General features: G+C 72.1%; 21 protein-coding genes. 8 read left to right on the plus strand and 13 right to left on the minus strand.

All coding sequences use genetic code 11. The features are described 5' to 3' along the window. Positions 1–876, minus strand: a complete 876-nt coding sequence (locus AB0367_RS01805; protein WP_366224249.1) for a xanthine dehydrogenase family protein subunit M — start codon at positions 874–876, stop codon at positions 1–3. Positions 877–1,065: 189 nt separating this feature from the next. Between AB0367_RS01805 and AB0367_RS01810 the strand changes: the two genes are divergently transcribed. Together AB0367_RS01810 and AB0367_RS01815 are read left to right on the plus strand one after the other, a co-directional pair. Continuing rightward, a complete protein-coding gene (locus tag AB0367_RS01810; RefSeq protein ID WP_366224250.1) occupies positions 1,066–1,896 on the plus strand; it encodes a fused MFS/spermidine synthase in 831 nt (276 codons plus the stop codon). A gap of 83 nt (positions 1,897–1,979) precedes the next feature. After that, positions 1,980–3,065 carry a branched-chain amino acid aminotransferase gene (locus tag AB0367_RS01815; RefSeq protein WP_366224251.1) on the plus strand — a complete coding sequence of 362 codons (1,086 nt, stop codon included), beginning with the start codon at positions 1,980–1,982 and terminating at the stop codon, positions 3,063–3,065. 189 nt (positions 3,066–3,254) lie between these two features. On the opposite strand, the gene AB0367_RS01820 is transcribed toward AB0367_RS01815, so the two are convergent. The 3 genes from AB0367_RS01820 to AB0367_RS01830 all read right to left on the minus strand — a co-directional run bounded on the left by AB0367_RS01820 (position 3,255) and on the right by AB0367_RS01830 (position 6,648). Beyond that, positions 3,255–4,643 carry an MFS transporter gene (locus AB0367_RS01820; RefSeq protein ID WP_366224252.1) on the minus strand — a complete coding sequence of 463 codons (1,389 nt, stop codon included), beginning with the start codon at positions 4,641–4,643 and terminating at the stop codon, positions 3,255–3,257. Between the two features lie 158 nt (positions 4,644–4,801). Further along, positions 4,802–5,992: a HAMP domain-containing sensor histidine kinase gene (locus AB0367_RS01825; protein ID WP_366224253.1), complete on the minus strand. Its 1,191-nt coding sequence runs from the start codon at positions 5,990–5,992 to the stop codon at positions 4,802–4,804. Beyond that, positions 5,989–6,648: a response regulator transcription factor gene (locus AB0367_RS01830; RefSeq protein WP_366224254.1), complete on the minus strand. Its 660-nt coding sequence runs from the start codon at positions 6,646–6,648 to the stop codon at positions 5,989–5,991. The genes AB0367_RS01825 and AB0367_RS01830 overlap by 4 nt, the downstream gene beginning before the upstream one ends. A gap of 148 nt (positions 6,649–6,796) precedes the next feature. Here AB0367_RS01830 and AB0367_RS01835 point away from each other — a divergent pair, with 148 nt between their 5' ends. Genes AB0367_RS01835 through AB0367_RS01850 form a run of 4 tightly spaced genes read left to right on the plus strand, consistent with a single transcriptional unit; the run spans position 6,797 to position 10,291 of the window. Beyond that, entirely contained in the window at positions 6,797–7,294 is a 498-nt protein-coding gene (locus AB0367_RS01835) for a hypothetical protein (protein WP_366224255.1), read from the plus strand. Next, on the plus strand, positions 7,294–8,391 hold the full coding sequence (locus AB0367_RS01840; RefSeq protein WP_366224256.1) for a peptidoglycan-binding protein: 1,098 nt from the start codon (positions 7,294–7,296) through the stop codon (positions 8,389–8,391). Before AB0367_RS01835 ends, AB0367_RS01840 begins: the two co-directional genes overlap by 1 nt. Further along, positions 8,388–9,104, plus strand: a complete 717-nt coding sequence (locus AB0367_RS01845; RefSeq protein WP_366224257.1) for an ABC transporter ATP-binding protein — start codon at positions 8,388–8,390, stop codon at positions 9,102–9,104. The genes AB0367_RS01840 and AB0367_RS01845 overlap by 4 nt, the downstream gene beginning before the upstream one ends. Beyond that, entirely contained in the window at positions 9,101–10,291 is a 1,191-nt protein-coding gene (locus AB0367_RS01850; protein WP_366224258.1) for an ABC transporter permease, read from the plus strand. Before AB0367_RS01845 ends, AB0367_RS01850 begins: the two co-directional genes overlap by 4 nt. 25 nt (positions 10,292–10,316) lie before the next feature. Here the strand turns inward: AB0367_RS01850 and AB0367_RS01855 are convergent, their stop codons facing one another. The 3 genes from AB0367_RS01855 to AB0367_RS01865 form a co-directional block, all read right to left on the minus strand. Then, positions 10,317–10,451 (minus strand): hypothetical protein, encoded by a 135-nt coding sequence (locus AB0367_RS01855; RefSeq protein WP_366224259.1) that lies wholly within the window; start codon positions 10,449–10,451, stop codon positions 10,317–10,319. A gap of 546 nt (positions 10,452–10,997) precedes the next feature. Then, the gene (locus AB0367_RS01860; RefSeq protein ID WP_366224260.1) at positions 10,998–12,452 is read right to left on the minus strand and encodes a hypothetical protein; all 1,455 of its coding nucleotides are present in this window, start codon (positions 12,450–12,452) and stop codon (positions 10,998–11,000) included. Beyond that, positions 12,449–12,673: a hypothetical protein gene (locus tag AB0367_RS01865; RefSeq protein ID WP_366224261.1), complete on the minus strand. Its 225-nt coding sequence runs from the start codon at positions 12,671–12,673 to the stop codon at positions 12,449–12,451. The genes AB0367_RS01860 and AB0367_RS01865 overlap by 4 nt, the downstream gene beginning before the upstream one ends. Before the next feature lie 169 nt (positions 12,674–12,842). Here AB0367_RS01865 and AB0367_RS01870 point away from each other — a divergent pair, with 169 nt between their 5' ends. Further along, positions 12,843–13,853 (plus strand): hypothetical protein, encoded by a 1,011-nt coding sequence (locus tag AB0367_RS01870; protein ID WP_366224262.1) that lies wholly within the window; start codon positions 12,843–12,845, stop codon positions 13,851–13,853. Between the two features lie 135 nt (positions 13,854–13,988). On the opposite strand, the gene AB0367_RS01875 is transcribed toward AB0367_RS01870, so the two are convergent. Together AB0367_RS01875 and AB0367_RS01880 are read right to left on the minus strand one after the other, a co-directional pair. Further along, positions 13,989–14,234 (minus strand): hypothetical protein, encoded by a 246-nt coding sequence (locus AB0367_RS01875; protein WP_366224263.1) that lies wholly within the window; start codon positions 14,232–14,234, stop codon positions 13,989–13,991. 139 nt (positions 14,235–14,373) lie between these two features. Next, positions 14,374–15,933, minus strand: a complete 1,560-nt coding sequence (locus AB0367_RS01880) for a CHASE3 domain-containing protein (protein WP_366224264.1) — start codon at positions 15,931–15,933, stop codon at positions 14,374–14,376. Positions 15,934–15,975: 42 nt separating this feature from the next. Here AB0367_RS01880 and AB0367_RS01885 point away from each other — a divergent pair, with 42 nt between their 5' ends. Next, a complete protein-coding gene (locus AB0367_RS01885) occupies positions 15,976–16,665 on the plus strand; it encodes a response regulator transcription factor (protein WP_350543163.1) in 690 nt (229 codons plus the stop codon). 15 nt (positions 16,666–16,680) lie between these two features. On the opposite strand, the gene AB0367_RS01890 is transcribed toward AB0367_RS01885, so the two are convergent. The 4 genes from AB0367_RS01890 to AB0367_RS01905 all read right to left on the minus strand — a co-directional run bounded on the left by AB0367_RS01890 (position 16,681) and on the right by AB0367_RS01905 (position 23,022). After that, positions 16,681–17,019: a response regulator gene (locus AB0367_RS01890; protein ID WP_366224265.1), complete on the minus strand. Its 339-nt coding sequence runs from the start codon at positions 17,017–17,019 to the stop codon at positions 16,681–16,683. 97 nt (positions 17,020–17,116) lie between these two features. Then, on the minus strand, positions 17,117–17,746 hold the full coding sequence (locus AB0367_RS01895; RefSeq protein ID WP_366224266.1) for a TetR/AcrR family transcriptional regulator: 630 nt from the start codon (positions 17,744–17,746) through the stop codon (positions 17,117–17,119). 439 nt (positions 17,747–18,185) lie between these two features. After that, positions 18,186–19,535: an FAD-binding oxidoreductase gene (locus AB0367_RS01900; RefSeq protein ID WP_366224267.1), complete on the minus strand. Its 1,350-nt coding sequence runs from the start codon at positions 19,533–19,535 to the stop codon at positions 18,186–18,188. Between the two features lie 49 nt (positions 19,536–19,584). Next, positions 19,585–23,022, minus strand: a complete 3,438-nt coding sequence (locus AB0367_RS01905) for a BTAD domain-containing putative transcriptional regulator (RefSeq protein ID WP_366224268.1) — start codon at positions 23,020–23,022, stop codon at positions 19,585–19,587. Between the last annotated feature and the right edge of the window lie 47 nt (positions 23,023–23,069).

Here is a 23,069-nt window from a genome sequence, read left to right on the forward strand (position 1 = left end):
CTAGGCCTCCTGCCCTCGCGCGCGGGCGGTCGCGGCACGCAGCACGCGCACGGTGAGCTCGCCGGCGAGGTGCCGCTTGTAGTCGACCGGTCCGCGCTGGTCCGCGATCGGGTTGGTGTTCTCGGCGGCGATGCGCCCCGCCTCGGCGAACGTCTCCTCGGTGGCCGGCTTGCCGGCGAGGAACGCCTCGGCCTCGGCCGCGCGGAAGTGCTCGGCGCCGACGGCGGTGAGGCCGATCCCGGCGGTCCGGATCGTGTCCTGCTCCAGCCAGACGGCGGCACCGGCGGCCGCGACCGCCCAGTCGCCGACGCGGCGCTCCACCTTGTGGTACGCCGAGCCGCCGCCGGGCCGGATCGGGACCCGGATCTCGGTGAGCAGCTCGCCGGGCTCGACGACGGTCTCATACGGGCCCACGTGGAACTCGGTGAGCGGCACGGTGCGCGACCCCCGCGCACCCTGGATCACCACCGAGGCGTCGACCGCGGCGAACGCGGCGGAGAGGTCCTCGGCCGGGTCCGCCTGGCACAGGGAGCCGCCGACGGTACCGCGGTTGCGCACGAGCGGGTCGGCGATCACGCGCTCGGCGTCGGCGAAGATGCGGTAGTGCTCCTCGACGAGCGGCGAGGCGAGCAGGTCCGCGTGCCGCGTGAGCGCGCCGATGCGCAGCTCGGCGCCCTCGACCCGGATGTATGACAGCTCGGCCACGTCGTTGATGTCGATGAGCGCTGTCGGGCGGGCCAGGCGCAGCTTCATCATCGGGATGAGGCTGTGGCCGCCGGCGATCACACGGGCATCCTCACCCCAGTGAGCCAGCAGCTCCAGGGTCTGCCCGACGCTTGTGGCTTTCGCGTATTCGAATGCGGCGGGTACTTGCATCGCGCCTCCGGTCTTTTTCGGGTCCGGACAATGAGTCGAAGGTCGACAGAATCGTCGTCCTAAAGCCGAGATCGGACAACTCCTCCTGCGTAGCCGAGCTGTATACGCAACGTAGTTTCCGTTGCCCAGGCTCACATGCGTGCCAGTGCAAATTGCAAAATTGCATACGTGGGCGGGCGTAAACGAGGTATGGGTGTCGTCGAGCAGATCGACGGGGGTGTTGCGCAGCTGTGCCCGGACGACGGGCGGCCGGGCCGGTGGACGCTGCTGGTCGACGGATATCCGCAGTCGGCGCTCGACCTTTCGGATCCGCGGCTGCTGGACTTCGAATACATGCGCCGCATCGCCTCGGTCATCGACGCGATGGCCCCGGCCGGCGTGCCGCTCTCGGCGCTGCACCTGGGCGGGGGTGCGCTGACCATCCCGCGGTATGTGGTCGCCACCCGCCCCGGCTCCTCCCAGCGCGTGGTCGAGCTCGACGCGGCGCTCATCGCGTTCGTGCGGCGCGAGCTGCCGCTGCCGCGCGGCGCCGACATCCGGGTCCGGGCGGCCGATGCCCGGGCCGCGGTCGAGTCGCTCGCCCCGGGCCGCTTCGATCTGGTCGTCGCCGACGTCTACCGCGGCGCCCGGGTCCCGGCGCACCTGGCGTCGCTGGAGTTCCTGACCGCGGCCGCGCGGCTGCTGCGCCCCGGCGGCCTTTACGTGGCCAACCTGGCCGACGGTTCCGGCCTGGCCTTCGCCCGCGGCCAGGCGGCGACCCTGCGCCGTGTGTACGGCGAGATCGTGCTCCTCGCGGAGCCGTCCGTGCTGCGCGGCCGGCGCTTCGGCAACGTGGTCCTGGTGGCCGCCGCCGAGCCCGGCCGCATCCCGCAGGCCTCGCTGGCCCGCGCCGCCGCCGCGGACCCGTTTCCGGCCAGGCTGGTCTCCGGCGACGATCTGACGAAGCTCATCGGCGGCGCGCGCGTGGTGACCGACGCCACCGCCACGTCCTCTCCCGCGCCGCCCGCCGGCTTGTTTTAGGCGTTCTGCAGGCTGGCCGTTGTTACCGACCAGTGGCCGGGAAGCTACTTAGGGATCGTTCAGGATTCGCTTACAGTTCGTGGATGCTCGAATTCGACATCGCTCCCGCCACCCGCCGCCCGGCCGAGGAGCGCGCCGCCCTGCTCGCCGATCCGGGGTTCGGCCGGTTCTTCACCGATCACATGGTCACCATCCGGTATGCCGAGAATAAAGGGTGGTACGACGCCCGACTAGTGCCCTTCGGTCCGCTCTCGCTCTCGCCCGCCACCGCCGCGTTGCACTACGGCCAGGAGATCTTCGAGGGACTCAAGGCGTATGCGATGCCCGACGGCGGCGTGGGGCTCTTTCGCCCCGAGGCCAACGCCCGCCGCCTGAACGCGACCGCCGAGCGGCTCGCCATGCCGCAGCTGCCCGAGGAGCTGTTCCTGCGTGCGGTGTGGACGCTGGTCGAGGCCGACCGAGACTGGGTGCCGGCGGGCGAGGGGCAGAGCCTCTACATCCGCCCGTTCATGATCGCCACTGACCCCTTCCTCGGCGTGCGGCCGTCCTCGGAGTACCTCTTCGCGGTCATCGCCTCGCCGTCGGGCTCCTACTTCGCCGGTGGCGCCAAGCCGGTCACGGTCTGGGTCTCGCAGGACTACTCGCGCGCGGCCCCCGGCGGCACCGGCGGGGTCAAGGCCGCCGCCAACTACGCGGTCAGCCTCCGGGCGCTGGTCGAGGCCCAGGAGAGCGGTTGCGACCAGGTCGTCTACCTCGACGCCGTGGAGCACCGGTGGATCGAGGAGTCGGGCAGCATGAACCTCTTCTTCGTGTACGAGCGCGACGGCGCCCCGTTGCTCGTCACCCCGCCGCTGAACGGCTCGATCCTGCCGGGCGTGACCCGCGACTCGGTCCTGACGCTGGCCCGCCACCGCGGCTGGGGCGTCGAGGAGCGGCCGTGCTCTCTGGACGAGTGGCGCACCGACGCCACGACCGGGCAGCTGCGTGAGACCTTCGCCTGCGGCACGGGCGTCGTCATCACGTCGATCGGCACCGCGCGGTCGCGCGACGGCGAGTTTCTCATCGGTGGCGGGCAGGAGGGCCCGGTGACGTCGTCGATCCGCGACGCGATCGTCGGCATCCAGCGCGGCCTGGCCGACGACCCGTTCGGCTGGTCCCGCCGTTCCTGACCGCGACGGCCGCTCGGGCGGAGCCTGAGCTTCGCGACGATGCGGGCCTGGCCGCGGACCGGCGTGGTCGATTCCTCAGGGTCGAGGCGAGCATCCGCGGTGGCGGCCGGGCCAGGATCTCCTCGGCCCGGGCCGCCTCCGCGCGGCCGAGCTTCGTCGCCGTGGCGAGCTTGGCGAGCGGTTCGCGGGTCAGGCATCGACGAGCTCCGCATCGGGTTGCCGGCTCATCGCCCAACGTCCTGTCGTGAGCAAACCGATGGCCAGGATGACGGCGCCGCACCCGGCGATGATCCACCAGCCCACGTGGCTCGCCGAGCTGAAGCCGGCGGGCAGCGGGCGGCCCCGCAGGCCGGCGGCGAGCACGGCGCCGAGGACGGCGATGCCGAGCACCGAGCCGAACTGGCGGCTGGTCGAGGCGAACGCGGACGCGACGCCGGCCTGAGCGGTGGGCAGGCCGGAGACCGCGGTGACCGTGATCGGCGGGTTGACCATGGCGAAGCCGATGCCGAACGAGAAGTACGCGGCCAGCACCAGCGCCATCGGCGTGTGTGGTGTGAGCGCCGTCAGCAGCAGCCCGCTGACGGCGATCCCGGCGCCGCCGACGAGCAGCGACGCGCGCGGGCCGCTGGCGCCGACCAGCCGGCCCGAGAGCGGGCCGAGGACCAGCGCGCTCGCCGCGATCGGCAGGGTGAGCAGGCCGGCGTGCAGCGGGGAGAAGCCGCGTACCTCCTGCAGGTAGAGGGTGTTGAGCAGCAGGAAGCCGGCGAGCGCGCCGAACGCGGCGACGGCGATCGAGGTGGCGCCGGAGAACGGTGGGCTGCGGAACAGCCTGATGTCCACGAGCGGCTCGGGGCGGCGCGGCTCCACCAGCAGCAGTGCCACGAGCGCCACGAGCGCCACGACACCGGCCACGAGCTCGTGCTCGATGATCGCGTAGGTGGCGCTGGCCAGCAGTACCAGGACGATGGCCTGGCCGGGCAGGTCGACCCGCCGGGGCCGCGGGGCGCGCGACTCGGGCACGAACAGCGCGGTGAGCACGACGGCGGCCGCGCCGATCGGCACGTTGATCCAGAAAATGGTGCGCCAGCCGGTGCTCTGGACCAGCAAACCGCCAACCACCGGGCCGAGCGCCATGCTGATGCCGACCACCCCGGCCCACACGCCGATCGCCCGGGCGCGCTCGCGCCGGTCGGTGAACACGTTCGTGATGATGGACATGGCGACCGGGTTGAGCATCGAACCCCCGATCGCCTGCACCACCCGGAAGGCGATCAGCCAGCCGAGCGAGGGCGCCAGGCCGCAGAGCAGCGAGCCGATCGAGAACACCACCAGGCCGGTCTGAAAGGTCCGGCGGCGCCCGACGCGGTCGGCGGTGGAGCCGGCCATGAGCAGGAGGCTGGCCAGGACAAGGGTGTACGCGTCGATCGTCCACTGCAGGCCGGAGAGCGGGGCCCGCAGGTCGCGCCCGATCGCCGGCACCGCGATGTTCACGATCGTGTTGTCGAGGCCGACCATGAGCAGGCTCATGCAACAGATGCCGAGAATGAGCAGGCGCCGGCTGCGTGCTTGTACGGCCATAACTGCCACGTTCGTGCAAGCAGTCGGCCGGCGCCAAGCCGTGCGGCCGGATATCACCTCGTCGCGCGGTGGGACGGGGCGTTCGACGCGGCTTACCGTTACGTCACCGTGCAGGCCGCCACCAATCGTTGTTGGTGCGAGCTTCCGAACGCCGAGAGTCAGCCGTCGTCGCCCGCCGCCGGGAAGCGGACTTCGGCGATGAGGCCGCCCTCGCGGCGGGTGTGGAGGACGAGCCGGGCGTGGTGCGCCTCGCTCACGCTGCGCGCGAGCGTCAGCCCAAGCCCGTGTCCTCTGCCCGGACCGGCCACGCGACCGTGGCCGCGGACGAACGGCTCGGTCAGCGTGGCGACGAGGTCCTCCGACAGCGCCGCGCCGGTGTTCTCGACGATGAGGCTCACGGCCGCCGGCGTTCGGTCGACGGTGATCCGGATGCGGCCGTCGCGCACGTTGTGCCGCACCGCGTTCTGCACGAGGTTGGCCACCGCCTGCCGCAGGAGCGCCGGATCGCCGACTATCGTGGCCGGCACCAGGTCGGCCCCGACGGTGAGGCCGAGCGCCTCCGCTGCGGACTCCTCGACGCGCAGGGCGTCGTGGACGAGCGCGTCGAGCCGCACGCGCTCATGGCGTAGCTGTCCGCCGCCGGCGTCGGCGAGGGCCAGCAGAGACTCGATCGTCTCTCGGTTGCGCCGGTTCATCTCGCGGATCCGCTCCGCCGTCCGGCGCAGCGTGGGCAGGTCGACGTCCGGGTCGGCGAGCGCGACATCCAGCAGCGTCTGCGTGGTCGCGATCGGGGTGCGCAGCTCGTGGGAGGCGTTCGCGGCGAAACGCTGATGCTCGCCGACGGATCGTTCCAGCCGCGCGAGCATGTCGTCGAGCGTCTCCGAGAGGTCGCGCAGTTCGTCGTGCGGCCCGTCGCCGCCGACACGCTGCGTGAGATCACCCGCCGCCGCGCTCTTGGCCACGCGGTTGATCGCCTGCAGGGGGCGCAGCATTCGGCCCGCGATGATCCAGCCGACCAGAGCGCCGATCAGCGCGAGGATGAGGAAGGCGCCGACCGAAACCGCCAAGAGCAACGTGAAGAGGTCGTTCGCGTTGTTGACCTCGGGGGTCGCGAACACGGAGTTGAGATTGGTCGGGGTCGCCGAAGCCGGCGCGGATGCCTCCGGGGCGACGGTGGCCAGATCGTGGAGGGGCCCGACGCTTGCTACTGGCGTAAGCGAATAGGCGGGCACGTAGCGCATGAACGCGTACACCACGCCGAGCATCAAGGCGCCGGTGACCGCGAGCAGCGCGGCGTACGTGACGGCGAGCCTGGCACGGAGGGTGAACCGGCGCCTTCCCCGACTCACGTGCCGAACCGGTATCCGCTGCCGGGCACCGTCTCGATCACCGACGGCGCTCCGAGCCGCTTGCGCAGATTCGAGATCGTCACTCTGATGGTGTTGGTGAAGGGGTCCGCGTTGGCGTCCCACGCCTTCTCCAGCAGAGTCTCGGCGCTGATCACCCCGCCGTCCGCGCGCATCAGCACGTGCAGCACTGCGAACTCCTTGCGAGTCAGCCGCACGAGCCGGCCATCTCGGTAGACCTCCCGCCGGAACGGATCGAGCCGCACCCCGGCGCTGTCGATGACTGGGGGCCGGGCCTGCGCCGAGCGGCGCTCGAGTGCCCGCAGCCGCGCCACCAGCTCGGGGAAGTCGAACGGTTTCGCCAGATAGTCGTCGGCGCCGAGCTCGAAGCCGCTCACCTTGTCGCTGAGGCCGCCGGCGGCCGTCAGCATCAGCACCCGGCAGGCCGGGCGGTTGGACACCACCCAGGCGCAGACGTCGTCGCCGTGCAGGCCCGGGAGGTCACGGTCGAGCACAACCACGTCGTAGTCGTTCGCGCTCAGCTCGTCGACCGCGCGCTCACCGTCGTGCACGAGATCGGTCGCGATCGTCTCCCGCCGCAGCCCGGTCTGGATCGCCTCGCCGAGGTAGACCTCGTCCTCCACGATCAGCACACGCATGGCGCCCCCTTACGGTTTCCCGGGCATTTCACCACATGCGCTGTCACGGGAACATAAAGGAATCCCTGAACGCGGCTGAAACACAACTCTCCGTTGACTGGGGCCCAGCGCTCGCAATCGAGCGTCTCGAAACGGAAGGGCACCTTTCATGACGCTGCGCACCCGTTCCCCCGGCCGCATGGCGATGATCCTGGCCGCGCCCGCCCTGCTGGTGGCGCTCACCGGATGCGCGGACGGCGGCGCCCCCGGCGGCTCCTCCTCCGTGCCGGCCGCCGGCTCCCGCCAGGCCTGGACGCTCAAGTACACGCAGTGCCTGCGCGACAACGGGGTCGACGTGCAGGACCCGCCCCCCGCCGAGGAGGGCATCGGCGTGAACATGAACGCCTGGCCCGCGCCGGAGGCCGTTCTGAACAAGTGCACAGAGCAACTGGGCACGCCGCCGCCCCTGAGCAAGGACGAGAAGGCGAAGATCGAGAAGGAGCAGCAAAAGTATTTGCTCAAGGTGGCGAATTGCTACCGTGACAATGGCGTGAATGTGCCGGATCCCGTTCCCGGCGAGGGACTGAAAATCCCGAGTGGCGCGCCCCAGAACGTCCTCGACAAATGCGGCGGCGTCATGGGCGCGCTGACGCCGGCTGGGGAATGATGACGTCCCCGGATGACGCTGCTCAGGCGCACCGCCGGCGGCGGGGGAGGAGCGGCTGGATCGCGGCCGCGGTCGTCGCCGCCCTCGCGATCGTGGGCGGCGGGGCGGCCATCGCCGCCGCGGCGCTGGCTGAGCCGCCCGCCCCGCGTAAGCACCTCACCGCCGGGGAGGCGCCGATCGAGCGCGGAACGCTCTCCGGCTCGGTGAAGGCCTCCGGCACGCTGGCGTACGCCGACCCGCACGACGTCGGGTCGACGCTGTCCGGCGTGCTCACGGCGGCCCCGCGGCCGGGGGTGACCGTCGGCGTGGGCCAGCCGCTCTTCTCGGTGGACAACGTCCCGGTGTTCCTCTTCCACGGCTCCCTCCCGGCCTGGCGGTCGTTCAGGTCCGGGATGGACGACGGCCCCGACATCCAGCAGCTCGAGGAGAACCTGAAGACGCTCGGCTTCTTCAACGGCAAGCCTGACCGGAAGTTCACGGGGAGTACGACGTCGGCGATCCTCGCCTGGCAGAAGGCGACCGGTCAGGAGCGGACGGGTCGCGTCGACCTCGGCCGGATCGTGTTCGACCAGGGGGATGTGCGCGTCCAGTCCGTCAAGACGCAGCGGGGCGGCGCCGTCGGCGCGGGCGCCGCGGTGTTGTCGGTCACAGAGCTGCAGAAGCGGGTGTCCGTGAAGCTTCAGCTGGCGAATCAGCAGCTGGCGAAGGTTGGCGGCGCGGTGCGGATCACGCTCCCGGACGGCACGCGGACCACGGGGAAGGTCCTCTCGGTCGGCACACCCCAGCAGGAAGGAGGCGACAAGGAGAACGTCGTCATCCCGGTTGTGGTGACGCTCGACGACCCGGCGGCCGGCGGTGATCTGCAGCAGGCCGTCGTGACGGTCAGCTTCCCGGCCCAGATCCGTGAGCACGTACTCTCGGTTCCGGTCAGCGCACTGATCGCGCTCGATGACCAGCACTTCGGTGTCGAAGTGGTGCGCTCGGACGGCACGGTCGATCTTGTCCCCGTCGCGACCGGGCTCTTCGCGGGCGGTCGTGTCGAGATCTCCGGCAACGGGCTGGAGGCCGGACAGCACGTGGTGGTCCCGAAGATATGAACGAGATCATCCGGCTCGACGGTGTCGAGCGCGGCTACGGCCAGCCGTCGGTACTCGCTTGCGCGGGCGTCAGCCTGTCGATCGATCAGGGCGAGCTCGTGGCCGTCGTCGGCCCGAGCGGGTCCGGCAAGTCCACGCTGCTGAACCTGATCGGTACCCTCGACCGGCCGACCGCCGGCTCGGCCACGATCGCCGGGGTCGACGTGCGGCGCATGTCGGATGCCGAACTGTCGGCGCTGCGGGCGTATCGCATCGGGTTCGTGTTCCAGCAGTTCCATCTGGCAGAGGGCGTTTCGGCGCTCGACATCGTGGCGGACGGAATGCTCTACTCCGGCGTTCCGCGAGCCGAGCGCCGCCGCCGCGCCCGGCTCGCCCTGGAGCGTGTCGGCCTCGGTCATCGCACCGGCCACAAGCCGAATCAGCTCTCCGGCGGTGAGCGCCAGAGGGTCGCGATCGCCCGCGCCGTCGTCGGCGATCCGGTGCTGTTGCTCGCGGACGAACCGACCGGCAATCTGGACTCGGAATCGGGCGCCTCGGTCGTCGCGCTGCTTCGCGAACTGAACGGTTCGGGCACGACGGTCATCGTCATCACCCACGACGCGGAACTCGCCGCGCTCTTCCCCCGGCGCATCGCGGTGCGCGACGGGCGGGTCGTCTCGGACTCGCGCCCCGACCAGTGCGAGACCACCCAGAGCGGGGAGCGGGCCGCATGACCGGCACTCCGCGTTCCGCCCTATTGCCGGCCGACATCGCGCGCCTCGCGGTTGCTGGAGTGCGGGCCCGCCCGCTGCGGGCCGTCCTCTCGGCACTCGGCATCGCCATCGGCATCGCGGCGATGCTCGCGGTGGTCGGCATCTCGGCGTCCAGCCAGCAGCGAGTGAACGAGCAGATCGCCAGCCTGGGCACCAATCTCTTGCGCGCCGAACCGGCCAGGAACCTCTTCGGTGAGCAGACCGAGCTGCCCCCCGAGGCCATCGGCAAAGTCCGGCTCGTCGAGGGTGTCGAGGCGGCGAGCGGCGTCGCGGTGCTCCCGGCGGTCCACGTGTACCGCAGTGAGCTGATCGATCCGTCGGCGACCGGCGGCCTCCAGGTGGTCGCGGCCGACCTGGACCTGCTTGATGTCACCCGGAGCAGGCTGAGCGCCGGCGCATGGCTGAACCCCGCCACGGCTACCTTCCCCTCCGTCGTCCTGGGCGCCACCGCCGCCGAACGGCTGGGCGTGGTGGCACCGGGCGTGCAGGTGTGGCTGGGTGGCCGGTCTTTCACGGTGATCGGCATCCTGGCCGCGTCGCCGCTGGCGCCCGAGCTGGACTCCTCCGCACTGATCGGCGGACCGGCCGCGACGAGGCTGTTCGGATGGCAGGGCAACCCGTCGACCGTCTACGCACGGTCGGTCGAGGCCGCCTTGAACCGAGTCCGTTCCCTGCTGCCGCCCACGGTCCAACCGCAGTCCCCGAGCGATGTGAGCGTCTCACGACCCTCCGACGCACTCGCTGCGAAGGCCGCGATCGATCAGGCCTTCACCGGCCTGCTCGTCGGGCTCGGCGGTATCGCACTCCTCGTCGGCGGGATCGGCGTCGCCAACACAATGATCATCTCCGTCATCGAACGCCACCGGGAGGTCGGTTTGCGTCGCGCCCTCGGCGCGACCCGGGCGCACATCCGAGTCCAGTTCCTCGCCGAGGCACTCGTCCTCTCCGCGTTCGGCGGCGTCATGGGCGCCCTCCTCGGCGCCGCGGTCACCACGGTGATCGCCCCGCTCAACGACTGGCCGATCGTCGTTCCTCCTCTGGCCGTGGCTGTGGGACTGGCCTGCACGCTCGTGATCGGCGCGGCGGCCGGGCTCTACCCGGCCGCGCGTGCGGCTCGAATCCCGCCGACGACGGCCTTGAACAGCTGAGGGCGACACGGCGAACGTCCCCGGCTCATTCGTCGGCCGGGGACTTCGGGCGGTCCGTCAGGCCCGCCACGAGCCGCTCGCGCTCCGTGGCGGTCGTGCCGGCGTCGCGCCGCCCGCGCGGCCGCAGGGCGGCGGCGCCCACCATGATCAGGCCGAGCACGGCCCAGCCGGACAGGACCAGCAGGTGCGGCGTCGCCCCGCCGCCGTCGAAGAAGGCGGTACCGCGCAGCAGTGATCCGGCCGCGCCCGGCGGTAGGTAAGAGCGCCCGTCAATTGGGCGCTCGGCATCGCGAGCCGAGTTCGGGTGGCGCTGGCCGCGCCTGCGATCTGCGTCGACCGGCCATCGTGTTCGCCGTGATCACGGAGTGAACATGCACCAGAAGCAGCACGTTCACTCCGTGATCACGGCGAACCCCGCGCGTCGTGGACGCCAGGCGCATGATCACGGAAACGTTGCTCGCGGGCTGCCTAAGTTCGGCTGCAGAGTTCGTTTGTCCGGCTATGGGCGCCGGGCGTGGGCGATCGCCGGGAGGTGAGTCCGCGGCGCAGTCGCGTCGTGATACCGGCGGGATGCCGTTGCTCGAGAGTTCCCCATCCGAGCAGCTGGCGCAGGAGCAGGACGGTCCACCACGAGCAACCTCGCCATGGACCCGCACCTCCCGCCTTTCCGGCAGCCGGGCGGCGGGACTTACCAGTATTGGCGGGCTCAGCTCTGCGCCGGGGCGATGCCCTGCAGGTGGCGGCCGTCGACCGCGGCGTGGCGGCCGGCGTCGACCTCGCTCTTCCAGCTGCTCACGTAGGTGGAGGCGGTGATCCGCTCCGCGTCGTCCAGGTCGAGCAGGTCGCCGACCAGTGTCGTCAGGGCCACCACGTCTCGCCGCTCGTTCGGCGGGACGTGGTCGTGCAGCACCTGGTACACCTGATTGCGCAGCGACCCCTCCCGCACCAGCGGCGTCGGGGTCAGCGTCGGCTCCTCGGCGATCTCGGCCCTCTCACTGGTCTCGTAGGTCGCCGGCGCCGTGCGCGAGCGCGGCCGGCGCGACGCCGAGAGCATCCCCTCGAACTCGCCGCGCAACTCGCCCAGCGGCGAGGGCACGATGGGCATCTCGACGGTCGCCTCGGCGACCGCTGCGGTGACCCGGGCCACCGCCTCGCGCGCCGCCCGCCGCTCGTCGTCGCGGGCCGCGCGTGGCCGCTCATCGAGGGCGGTCCGGCGCTGCTCGGGCCGCGACGCGGGGAGTTCAGCGGGGGGCTCTGCGGGGAGTTCGGCATCGCGGGCCGCGTCGCGCTCGTCTGCGGTGGGCAGCGCGTGCTGCTCCTCGGTGTCGAGCACGGGCAGCGGATCGGGCTGCGCCGCCGCGTGCTGGGAGGGCGGCGCGCTCGCCGGTGTGCCGGTCGCCGCGGCCAGGCGGGCGGGGGCGAGGTCGGCGGCGATGAGCGCGGTCAGTCCGTCGTAGTCGGCGCCGTCGGCCAGGCGCACCGCGATCTCGTCGAGGTCGTAGACGGCGACGGCGATGTCGGCCGTGGTCGGGTCGACCGCGGCGCGGATCTTGCGGTGCAGCACCTTGGCGATCGCGGCGGTGCGCTGCTCCTTGCGCTTCTCCGCCTTCGCGGCGGCGATGGAGGAGTAGAGGCCAAGGGCGGTGTCGGTCTTCGCGAGGTTCTTCGCGCGCAGGGTCAGCCAGGGGTGGCGGATCCAGTGGCCCACCACCTCATACGCCGGGGTGGTCGGGGGCAGGTCGCCCTTGGCCCGTAGCCGGTCGCGGCGCTGGTTCTCGGTGTGCATGAGCCAGACGAGGTAGCCCAGTGCCGACATCCCGGCGAAGAAGCCGGCGAGGAGCTTGTTGTCGTGGGCCATCCAGTTGAATGCGACCGCGAACGCGGCGATGGCGGCCGACAGGATGCGCGAGGCGATCGCGCGTTCGCCGAGGCGTCGGCGCACGTCGGCGTTGGCCAGCACGACGATGCCGCCGAGCTCCAGCGCGCCGACCGCGGGGATCGCCCAGATCATCGGGATGCCGAGGGCTTCGACGGCGCCGGAGACCTGACCGGCCAGGGCGACGAGCAGCACGACGACGTAGAACAGCTGCCGCATGTACGACGTGCGCCGAACCGTCTTCTGCAGATCGGCGTCGAGCTGATTGATGCCCGGCGTGCTCACCGGCTTCTCCCGTCGTCCGTCGGCTGGGGCAGGGGATAGCCCCGCGCCTCGAGGAACTCGGCCAGCGCCAGGTCCACGGAGCCCTGCAGCGTGGTGTTGTGGTCGACGACGAACCGCTGCAGCATCTGCTCGATCTCCACCCGGACCCGGGTGTTGAGCTGGACCCGCTCGAACCGCGGCCGCTGTGGCGGCATCGCCACCGTCTTCTCCGTCGCGTCCAACGCCACTCCCGCTAGCCGTTTGCTAGCGGGCACGCTAGCAAAGCATCCGTCGATGACCGAATCGGACACGCCGGACAGGCGTTCGAACGGGTGACACCTCACCTTGGGTAGTCGATCGGGAGCGTTTCTCGCTCCTGTGCCGGGCCTGGGCGTTCGGTACGCTCACCGCATGCGGCGCCGGGCACTCATGTTCGTGGTTGCGTCGCTCGTGCTGATCGGTGCCTGGGCAAGCCCCGTGGGCGCCGCGCCGGGCGATCCCACGACCCCTCCCGACGAGGGCGCGGGAAATCTGACGCTGGGCGACAAGCTCGACGCGGCCAACACCAAGTGGCTCGAGGCCCAGGCGACCCTGGAGGAGTCCAAGAAGCGGCAGGCCGACCTCGTCAAGCAGATGGATGAGATGCGCCGGGAGGTCGAGCCGGTCCGCGCCAGCGTCAACGTGATCGCGGCCGCGGCATACCGCACCGGTGGCAAGGTGCGGCTCGCCGCCGCGCTGGTGAACACGGACTCGCCCGAGCAGTTCATGGACCGCGTGCTGCTGGTGAACGAGATCGCGCTGTACAACGACCGGGTCATCGGCCGGCTCACCAAGATCGAGGCGCGCCTCGCGGAGGCGAAGAAGGCCGTCGACGAGGAGGTCGCCAGGCAGCAGGCGCAGGCGGACATCCAGGCCAAGAAGAAGGCCGACGCCGAGGCCGCGCTGGCGAAGATGCGCGGCAGGGCCGACGGATACGTCAGCGTCAACTCCCCACTGGCCAATCCCGCGCCGCGCAACGCCGACGGCAGCTGGCCGAAGGAGAACTGCATCATCGACGACCCGACGACCTCGGGCTGCATCACGCCGCGCATGCTGCACTCGGCGCAGGAGGCGCGCAAGGCCGGGTTCACGCACTTCTACTCGTGCTTCCGGCCGGCCGGGCCGTATGAGCATCCGAAGGGCCGGGCGTGCGACTTCGCCGCCGCGTCAGACGGGTTCGGCGGGGTGGCGACGGGCAACGACAAGACGTACGGCACCAACCTCGCCGCGTTCTTCGTCAAGAACGCCTCGTCGCTGGGCGTGTTGTACGTGATCTGGTTCAGACAGGTCTGGACGCCGGCGGCGGGGTGGCACGCCTACAGCGGCGGCAACGGCGACCCGTCCAGCGACCACACGAACCATGTCCACCTGTCCGTGATCTAAGCGGATCCGGTCGCCCGCCGGGATGAGGATGGAACGAAAAGGCGCACCGTCGCAATGCGGTGCGCCATCGGTGGGTGCGGTGTCCTCCCCGGGTCGCGGCGGCGCGCCGACCGGTGAGGACGAGGGGGCAGAGGGTCAGGCGGCCGCGGAGGCCAGGGCCTTCTCGCAGACGCTGCGGGCCCACTGGATGCGGCCCAGGGCCACGTCCGGGCGGTCCCCGAAGACCTCGGCCGCGCGGGCGTAGCACTCGTCGGGACCGAGGAGATCCAGCGTCGCGTCGACCGTCGCGCGGACGGTGGCGGCGTCGGGATCGGAGTAGCACGGAGTGTCGGAGACGAACAGTGCCATGCACAGGACCGGGTCGACCGGGCAACTCGTCATGGTGGATCACCTGTTCACACGGGGTGTGGATGACTGTTCCACCGTGCCTCCGCCGGGGCGGCCTTCGCTTCGGCGCCAGCGGGCGTCTCTGCCTGCGGGTTTCCCGACCCGCGAGTTCCGGCTGGCCGCCATACGGGGCTCAACCGTTCTCACCCTCCATGAGGGCGGTCGCGAGCGGGATCGTGATGCCCAGGCGTGTGCCGGTCCCGGGCCGGCTGGCGATCTGCATGGTGCCGCCGAGTGCCGCCACCCGGTCACCGAGGCCGGTCAGGCCCGTGCCGGTGCCCGGGTTGGCGCCGCCGACGCCGTCGTCCTCGATGGACAGGGTCAGGTGGCCGTCGGTCACCGCGGCGCTGACGGAGATGATGCGGCGGCGGCTCTCGTCGGTGGCGGCGACGACCCGGGCGCGTGACGCGGTGAGGTCGGCGCGCGCCTGCGAGTTGGCGATCGCGCTCGCGACCAGCTCGGTGAACTCGGCCGCCCGCTCGGCGTCGTGCTCCTCCAGCGGGCGGGCGCGGGTGGACAGGGCCTTGAGCACGCCCCAGGTGCGGCCGGCGACCAGCACTGGGGCGCCGATCGCCGAGCGGATCGAGGAGTCGTCGAACTCGTGGCGCAGGAAGTCCGCGCTGCGCGCCCCGGCCAGCCGGATGGGCCGGCCGGAGCGCAGCACCCGCCCGGCGATCCCGGTGTCGGCCAGCTCCACGCGGCCCGGCGCGATGCGGTGCGCGGGGTCCTGGCTCCAGCTCGCCACGATCGTGGCGTTCCCGTCCAGCTCGAATCGCAGCAGGACCGCGGCGTCGGCCCCGAACAGCTTGCCCGCCTCCTCGGTCACCGTGGCGAACACGTCGTCGGCCGGCTTGCCGTGCGCCGCGACGGTGGCCACCCGCCGCAGCGCCGCCTGCTCGGTCGCCACCCTGCTGAGCATGACGCGCCCGTGGTTGAGCGCCGCGACCATCGAGTTGAACGTGCGCTGCAGCGCGCCGACCTCCTGCGGGCCGTCCGTGGCGACGCGCACGGTCAGGTCGCCGCCCGCCGCACGGTCGGCGGCCATCACCATCCGGTGCAGTGGGCGCACCACCATGACGGCGAGCGACCGCGTCAGCAGCGCCACGGCGCCCAGGGAGACGACGAACCCGGCGAGGCCGGCGATCAGTGCCCGTTGGCCTGCCCGGCTCGCCGCCCCGTGCATCTGGTCGACGGTCGCCTGCTGGCTCGTGATGAAGTCGTCGAACTCGTTGCGCAGCGCGGCGACGTGGTGCTGGCCGTCCATGATCGAGTTCGGGTCGATGCTCTGCGGTTTGCCGGCCTCGTTGACGACGATGGCCGGGTCGGCGTAGTTGTCGAGGTACGCGGTGACGTCGCTGTTGAGCCTGGTGACCCGGGTCGCCTGCGTCGGGCTGCCGGCGACGGACGAGGCGAGCTCCTGCTGGCGCAGCGGGATCTGCTGCTGGGCGCGGATCCAGGGCACCAGCAGCGCGTGGTCCTGGGTGAGAGCGTAGCCGCGCCGCCCCGCCTCGACGTCAAGGACCAGGCGCTCCAGGGCGTTGCTCGCCGACACGGCCTGCTCCGCCTGGCTCACGACCATGACCGACGAGCGCAGTTGGTATACCTCGTAGAGGATGATCGCGAACGCCGCGCTGATCATTACCGAGAACAGCGCGCTCGTCACCGCCAGCCGGGCGGTCAACCCCCCGTGCATGAGGGGATGTGTGCCCGGACTCGCGGGGATATGTTGGATTTGATGGCATTCGAGGAGAGTACGGCGCTCCGTCGTTCGGTGGTGATCGCCGACGACGACGTATTGCTGCGCGAGGGGCTGGCGAGCCTGCTCGACCGTCACGGTTTCACCGTGACGGGGCTTGCCGATGACGGCCGACACCTACTTGAGCTGGTCGAGAAGACGTCGCCTGACATGGCCGTCGTCGACATCCGCATGCCTCCGACACACACCACTGAGGGCCTCGCCGCGGCTCGCGAGATCCGGGTGCGCTTCCCCAAGGTGGCGATCCTGGTGCTGTCCGCCTTCGTCGAGGTCGAGCACGCGATCGAGTTGCTGGCCAGCGGCGAGCGGATCGGCTACCTGCTCAAGAGCAGGGTGACCGACGTCGACGAGTTCATCGAGACGCTGCACCGGGTGAATGACGGGGGGACCGTGGTGGACCCGGCGGTGGTCCAGGAGCTCGTCGCCGCGCATCGCCGCCGCGACCCGCTCGATGTGCTCAGCCCGCGCGAGCGCGAGGTGCTGGCGCTGATGGCCGAGGGGCGCTCCAACGCCGGTGTGGCCAAGGCGCTGTGGGTTACCGAGGGAACGATCGAGAAGCACGTCCGCTCGATCCTGACCAAGCTGGACCTGCCGGAGACCGACGAGACCCACCGCCGGGTGCTGGCGGTGCTCACCTTCCTGGAGGCCGCGTCCTCGGCGGGATCGTGACGCCGGGTGCCGACGTCAGCCGGTCGGCGAAGTGGTGTGGAGCAGTCCCGTGATCGCTCCGCCCGACAGCTGCTCCTTTGGCAGGAAGCCGATCGCCGGGCTCTCCGCGAGCAGCTCGGTCACGTCCTCCGGGGCGAGGCTGGACACCATGATCACCGGGCTGCAGCGGATGCGGGCCGCGAGGTCGAAGCCGCTCTCGGTGCCGAGGCCGACATCAACCAGTACGACATCTGGCTGTTCGTGTTCGACCGCGTGTATCGCCTGGTGGCTGTCCGCCGCGGTCGCGACCACCATGATGCCCTGGTCGGTGAGCAAGCGCTGGGCACTGACCCGAAAGCGCTCCGAGTCGTCCACGATGACGCAGCGGATCGTCATACCCGAGACATTGCCACGAATCCGGGTGGTTCGGCCTTGCGGTTAACGGGAAAGGCACCCCGCGGCGGCGGCTGGCCTATCGCGACGCACTCTGATCCTCGGGCGCCGACACCAGGATGCCCTCGCGGGCGGCCAGCGCGATCATCGCGGCCGTGCGGTCGGCGACGGCCGGGTCGATCTCCTCGCCCGTGATGTAGGCCCGGGCGTAATACGGGGCGCCGACCAGCCGGATCACCTCGGCCGCGTCGGTGCCGGGCGCCGCCTCGCCGCGGTTGACGGCGCGGTCCACCAGGGCCGAGCCGATCGCGATCCGCGACGCGAAGAAGCCGGTCAGCGCCGCGCGGGCGGCCGGGTCGTGGATCGCCTCGCGGACCACCACGTCGACGATGGCCCGCAGGTGCGGGGTGCACAGCAGCGTGATGCTGGCCTGGCCGAGCGCGCGCAGGTCGCCCTCGAACGTGCCGGTGTCCGGCAGCGGGATCCGGGTGCCGGCGGTGTCCGAGAACACGTCGATGACCAGCTTGGTCAGGCTGCCCCAGCGGCGGTACACCGTGGTCTTCGCCACTCCCGCGCGCTGGGCGATGCGCTCGATCGTCGTGCCCGCGTACCCAACTTCCAGCAGCTCGGCCTGCAGGGCCTCGGCCACCGCGGCGCGCGTGCGGGCGGTGCGCCCGCCGGGCCGTACCGTGCCAACCGGCTCCCTCAATGAAACTCCAGTTGCGTTAAGCGTTGACCGTCTGACATGCTCAGGCTAACGCAACTGTGGTCCACTTAGTGGCTGACACTGCCAGGAGTCCCTCGCGGCGTTGTTCGCCGCTCTCATCGGCGCGCTGGACGCGAAACTCCGGTGGCCGTCCGGCCGTAAGGAAGGCAGGTGATCGATCCCGCTCCGGGCACCGACGGGGGGCACGGAAACGGGATCATCCATGCCGGCTCCATCGCCCTCGACCTCGCCGGAATCCAGGAACGCCGCGAACTCTAGGGCGTCGACCCGGATCGGCACCGGGTGCACGCTGCGGTGCTCGGCCACCCGCAGCGCGAGCATGCCGAGCACCACCGTGGTGCCTCCCACCGCGACGCGCGGCGGGAGGCCGAGCATGTCGATCCGGACCAGCGAGGCGGCCGTGACCGCGACAGCGATCGCCTCAGGCGACGATGGCCTGGCCGCTGGAGAAGACGTTCGTCGGGTCGTACGAGCGCTTCGTACGCAGCAGCCGGTCGCGGTCGGCGGGGACCCAGTTCGCCAGAAGCGCCTCCGCGCTGGCGTCGCCGCTGAAGTTGATGAGGCCGCTTGGCAGCGTCTCGACGGCGAGCAGCCGATCGGTGACCTTGTCCACCACGGGCACGAGATCGGGCAGGCCGAGCCCGATGGCGAACAGCGAGTACTCAGCCCCGCGGCCGGACACGGCGTTGGGGATGGCCGGCGGCCGCGCGAACGCACCGCCCAGGTGCCGCACCTCCACCATGATCAGCGGTACGTCCACCCGGGGCCCGGTCACCTCCAGCACGTGGTCGATGGTCCGCTCGGTCAGCTCGCCGAGCAGCACGCCGCGCTCCCGGGACGGGACCGGGTCGACCGGGTCCCGGTGGACGGAGTCGACCGCGGTGTACGGCCGCCACGACACGTCGTCGATGAGCGCGGGCGCGGCGGCGCGCATCGTGGCGAGCATCGCGTCGCCGTCCTCCGGCGTGCCGAGGTACGCGACCCGCAGGTGCGCCACGAAGGCCCCACGCAGCGGCTCGGGCAGCTCGGGCAGCGGCGGCAGCCGCAGCAGAGCCACCGACGTGCTCATCTCCTCCGGCAGCCCGGCCGACCAGACCCGGTAGGCGTGCAGGACCTCGGCGGCGTGGCTGCCCGGGAAGTAGATGCCGCCGCCGAAGAACCCGGCGACCTCGAACAGGTCGAACTCGATCGCGGTGGCGATGCCGAAGTTGCCCTTGCCGCCGCGCACGGCCCAGAACAGGTCGGCCTCGTGGTCGGCGTCGATGGTGCGAAGCGCGCCGTCGGCGGTGACGATCTCGATCGAGCGCACGTGGTCGGCGGCGAAGCCGTACTTACGCCCCAGCGGCCCGGCGCCGCCGCCGAGCGTGTACCCGACGACGCCGACGTCCGAGGACGAGCCGTTGAGGGGCGCCAGGCCGTGCGCGGCGGCCGCATCGATCACCTGCGACCACCGCGCGCCGGCGGCGGCCCGCGCGGTGCGCGCGACCGGGTCGACCGAGACCTCGTTCATGCGGCCGGTGGTGATGAGGACGCAGCCGATGGCCGGGCGCACCGCGCCGTGCCCGTTCGACTGGACCGCGACGGGCAGGCCGTGCGCACCGGCCCAGCGTACGGCCACGGCGACGTCCTGCGCGCTGGTGGCGCCGACGACCGCGAGCGGCTCGTGGGTGACCGCGACGTTCCAGGACGCGACCTCGGCCGCGTAGCCCTCGTCGCCGGGGAAAAAGACGGGCCCGGTCACGGCCGGGAGATCAGTCATAGCGATGGTCATGCGATGAGGGTGCCCAGGCCCGCTTGGCGCCCGTTTGGACGGCAGTTGGTCAGCGCTTGGGGACCGCTAGGACGGCCAGCTGCGCGTCGCTGGCCGCGATCAGGTATGCCACGCCGAGCCGCTCGTGCGTGGCCCGGGCGGCGTGAGCGTGCTCCAGGGCGACCGCGCGGTCGCCCAGCCGCACCGCCAGCTCGGCCTGGACGAAGTGCAGCGAACCCCAGGTGGCGCACCCGGTGCCGACCGTGCAGCAGCGCTCAGCGTACGGCGCGATCTCATCGTAGAGCTCACGCGGGTCGGGGGTGCCCAGCCGCGCCGCGATCAGCCCCCACTGGAACGCCATGAACTCCCAGGACCACAGCCGGTCCCGCGTGGCGCCCCAGCGCGCGATCAGCGTCCGGGCGAGGTCCTCGTCGCCCGACTCGCAGGCGGCCAGCACGGCGGTGGGGCGCAGCAGCTCCAGGTGGGGTTCGCCGGCGCGACGCACCAGTTCGTCGCGCAGTTCGCCGGCGCGACCCTGAAAGCGGCGGCTGGTGTACAGCAGCGCCAGCCGGATCCAGTCCGCGCCCCACAGGCTGGTGTGCTCCTGCAGCGCGAACGCCTCGCCGACCAGCCGCTCGCCCTCGGCCCACCGGCCGTCCAGTATCGCCCGTCCCGCCTGCGCGTAACGCACCTGCGCGGGCAGCACAGAGCTGCGGACCTCCTCGGCCAGGCGCACGCAGCGGGCCAGGTCGGCGTCGAACCCAGCGATGTCGCCGGCGCTCATCTCGGTCACCATCCGGTGCACCCGGACGATGGCCTCGACGGTCCGGGGCAGCGGCGTAATCGTGAGCATCTCGTCGACCACGGCGCGGCGCTCCGGCTCGCGCTCGGGCACCCAAGCGGCGTTCCAGTAGTTGTTCAGCGTGCGTATCAGCAGCTCCGGGTCGCCGACCTCGCGCGCCAGCCGTACCGCCTCGGTGCCCAGCGCCTCGCCCTCCGGCTGCTGCGGGCTGTGGTACAGCTCGACCGCCAGCGTGCCGAGCAGCACCGCGCGCCGGGAGCGGTCGGCCGGATTCAGCCGGTCCAACTGCTCACGCAGGATGCCGATCATGCGCTCGTCGATGGTGCGGTACGGCCGCCACCCCCACAGCGTCACCCCGCCGAACAGCGTCGCCGCGTCCATCGCGAGCCCGTCGTCGCCGAGCTGCCGGGCCAGCGTCAGCGCCTCGTCGAGCACCGCGCGCGTGCCGTCGACGTCGCCCGCGGCCCGCCGGGCCACGCCGAGCTGCACCAGCAGGCGGCCACGCCGCTCGGCCGCGCCCGTGGCGGTGGGGTCGAGCGCGCCCAGGGCGGACTCCAGGTAGCGGGCGGCCTCGTCGTAGGCCAGCTGCGCCATCGCCAGCTCGGCGGCCCGGGTCGCGTACCGCACGGCGCGATCGGCGACGCCCAGTCGCGCGGCCATCGTGAAGTGGTGCACCAGGCGCCCGAGCAGGTTTGGGTCGTCGGGCCGGTCGAAGGCCTCGAGCGCCTCCCCGACCCCGCGGTGCAGCCGCGCGCGCCGCAGCCGGCTCAGCCCGCCGTAGACGGTGTCCCGGACGAGGACGTGGGAGAAGCGATAATCCCAGCCGTTCGGCAGCTCCAGCAGCACCCCGGCCGCGACGGCCGGCTCGAGGGCGGCCATCACCAGCTCGTGCCCGCCGGTTGCGCGGTTCTCGGTCGCTGCCTCGAGCAGCAGCAGGTCGACGTCGCGGCCGATGACCGCGGCCGTCTCCAACAGCTCGCGGGTCCGCTCGGGCAGCCGCGACAGGCGGCGGGTGATGACGTCCCGCACGCTCTCCGGCACTCCGGTCGCGGCCACGGCCTGCGCGTCGCCCCAGCCGTCCGGGTACTCGCTCTCCAGCAGCCGCAGCAGTTCCTTGAGGTAGAACGGGTTGCCGCCGGTGCGCTCCAGCAGCGCCTGCGCGACCGCGTGGGGCCGGTCGGTGTACTCGGCGATCTCGTCCTCGGTGAGCGCGGTCAGCCGCAGCCGCTCGGCGCCGCGCTCGTTGGCCAGCAGCGCCAGCGTCTCGCGCAGCGCGGGGGCGGCGTCGGCCGCCTCCGGGCGCAGCGTGGCCAGCGCCAGGATCGGCCGCTGGTGCAGCGCCGGCGCGAGGTGCGCCAGTAGCTGCAGCGACGAGGCGTCCGCGACGTGCAGGTCGTCGATCACGATGAGCAGCGGCCGCGCGGATGCGTGCAGGCGCAGCGTGTCGGCGACCGCCTCGTGCAGGTGGAACCGTGCCGTGTCCGGGTCTTCGGCGCGCCAGCTGCTCTCGCCACGGCCGGCGAGCACGTCGAGCAGCCGGCGCCCGTCGCCGGTGTCCGGCAGCGTGCGCAGCACCTGCACCCACGGCCAGAACGCGGGGGTTGCGCTCGCCTCGACGCACCGGCTCCAGGCCACCGAGAGCCCGCGCCCGGCGGCGATCTCCGCCGCGAGCTCGGCGAGCCGGGTCTTGCCGAGTCCGGCCTCGCCGGCGACGAGCAGGACGCCGCCCGCTCCGCCCGCGGCGAGCTCGATCCGCTCGGCGATGCGCCGCTCCTCCGCGCCCCGGCCCACCAGCCGCGGGACACACTCGGCGTTCTCGACGGGTGCCGCCGCAGCGACCCACTCGGGCGCGGTGGCCTGTGCGGGCCGGGTGGTCCCAACGGGTTGAGTCGGCTGGATGGGCGCGGCGGGCTGGGTGGGCCGGGAGGGCTCGGCCAGCGACGGGTCGTGGCGGAGGATCGCGGCCTCCAGCGCCCGCAGCTCGGGCCCCGGCGGCAGACCCAGCTCCTCGTCGAGCACCGCGCGGGCGCGGCGGAACGCGGCCAGCGCGTCGGCCTGGCGGCCCTCGCGGTACAGGCCGAGCATCAGCTGCCCCCACGACCGCTCGCGGAACGGCCGGCGCTCCAGCAGCGCCTGCGCCCCGGCGATCGCGGCCGCGGTCTGCCCGGCACCGAGCTGTACCTCGGCGAGGTCCTCCAGCGCGCCGTCGTGCAGCTCACCGAGCCGCGTCACCGCCGCTGTGGCGAACTCCTCGTCGGCCAGGTCCGCCAGCGGCTCGCCGCGCCACTCCCGCAGCGCCTCGTGCAGCGCGCGCTCGGCCGTGGCCAGGTCGCCCCGGGCCAGGCCGGCCCGGGCGGCCTCGACGCCGGCGGCGAACCGGCGCGCGTCCACCTGCGTGTCGTCGACCGCCAGCAGATAGCCGGGGTCGCGGGTGAGCAGCATGGCCGGCGGTGTGCGCGGCGGCCGGTCCGGCTCCAGGGCGCGGCGCAGCTGCGATACATACGCCTGCAGCGTCCCGGTCGCGCTCGCCGGCGCCTCCCCGGCCCACAGCCCCTCGACGATCCGGTCGAGCGACACCACGCGGCCGGGCTCCAGCAGCAGCATGGCGAGCACCGCGCGCTGCTTGCGGGCGCCGAGGTCGATCGGCCGGCCGTCCGGCGCCCATGCCTCGAGCGGGCCGAGGATCCGGAAATCGAGCCGCGTCACCCGCGTCACGATAGCCGCCCCGGCGGCCCCGCAGATCGGCCGGAAGA

It is taken from the genome of Dactylosporangium sp. NPDC051484 (assembly GCF_040689395.1).
Taxonomy (GTDB): domain Bacteria; phylum Actinomycetota; class Actinomycetes; order Mycobacteriales; family Micromonosporaceae; genus Dactylosporangium.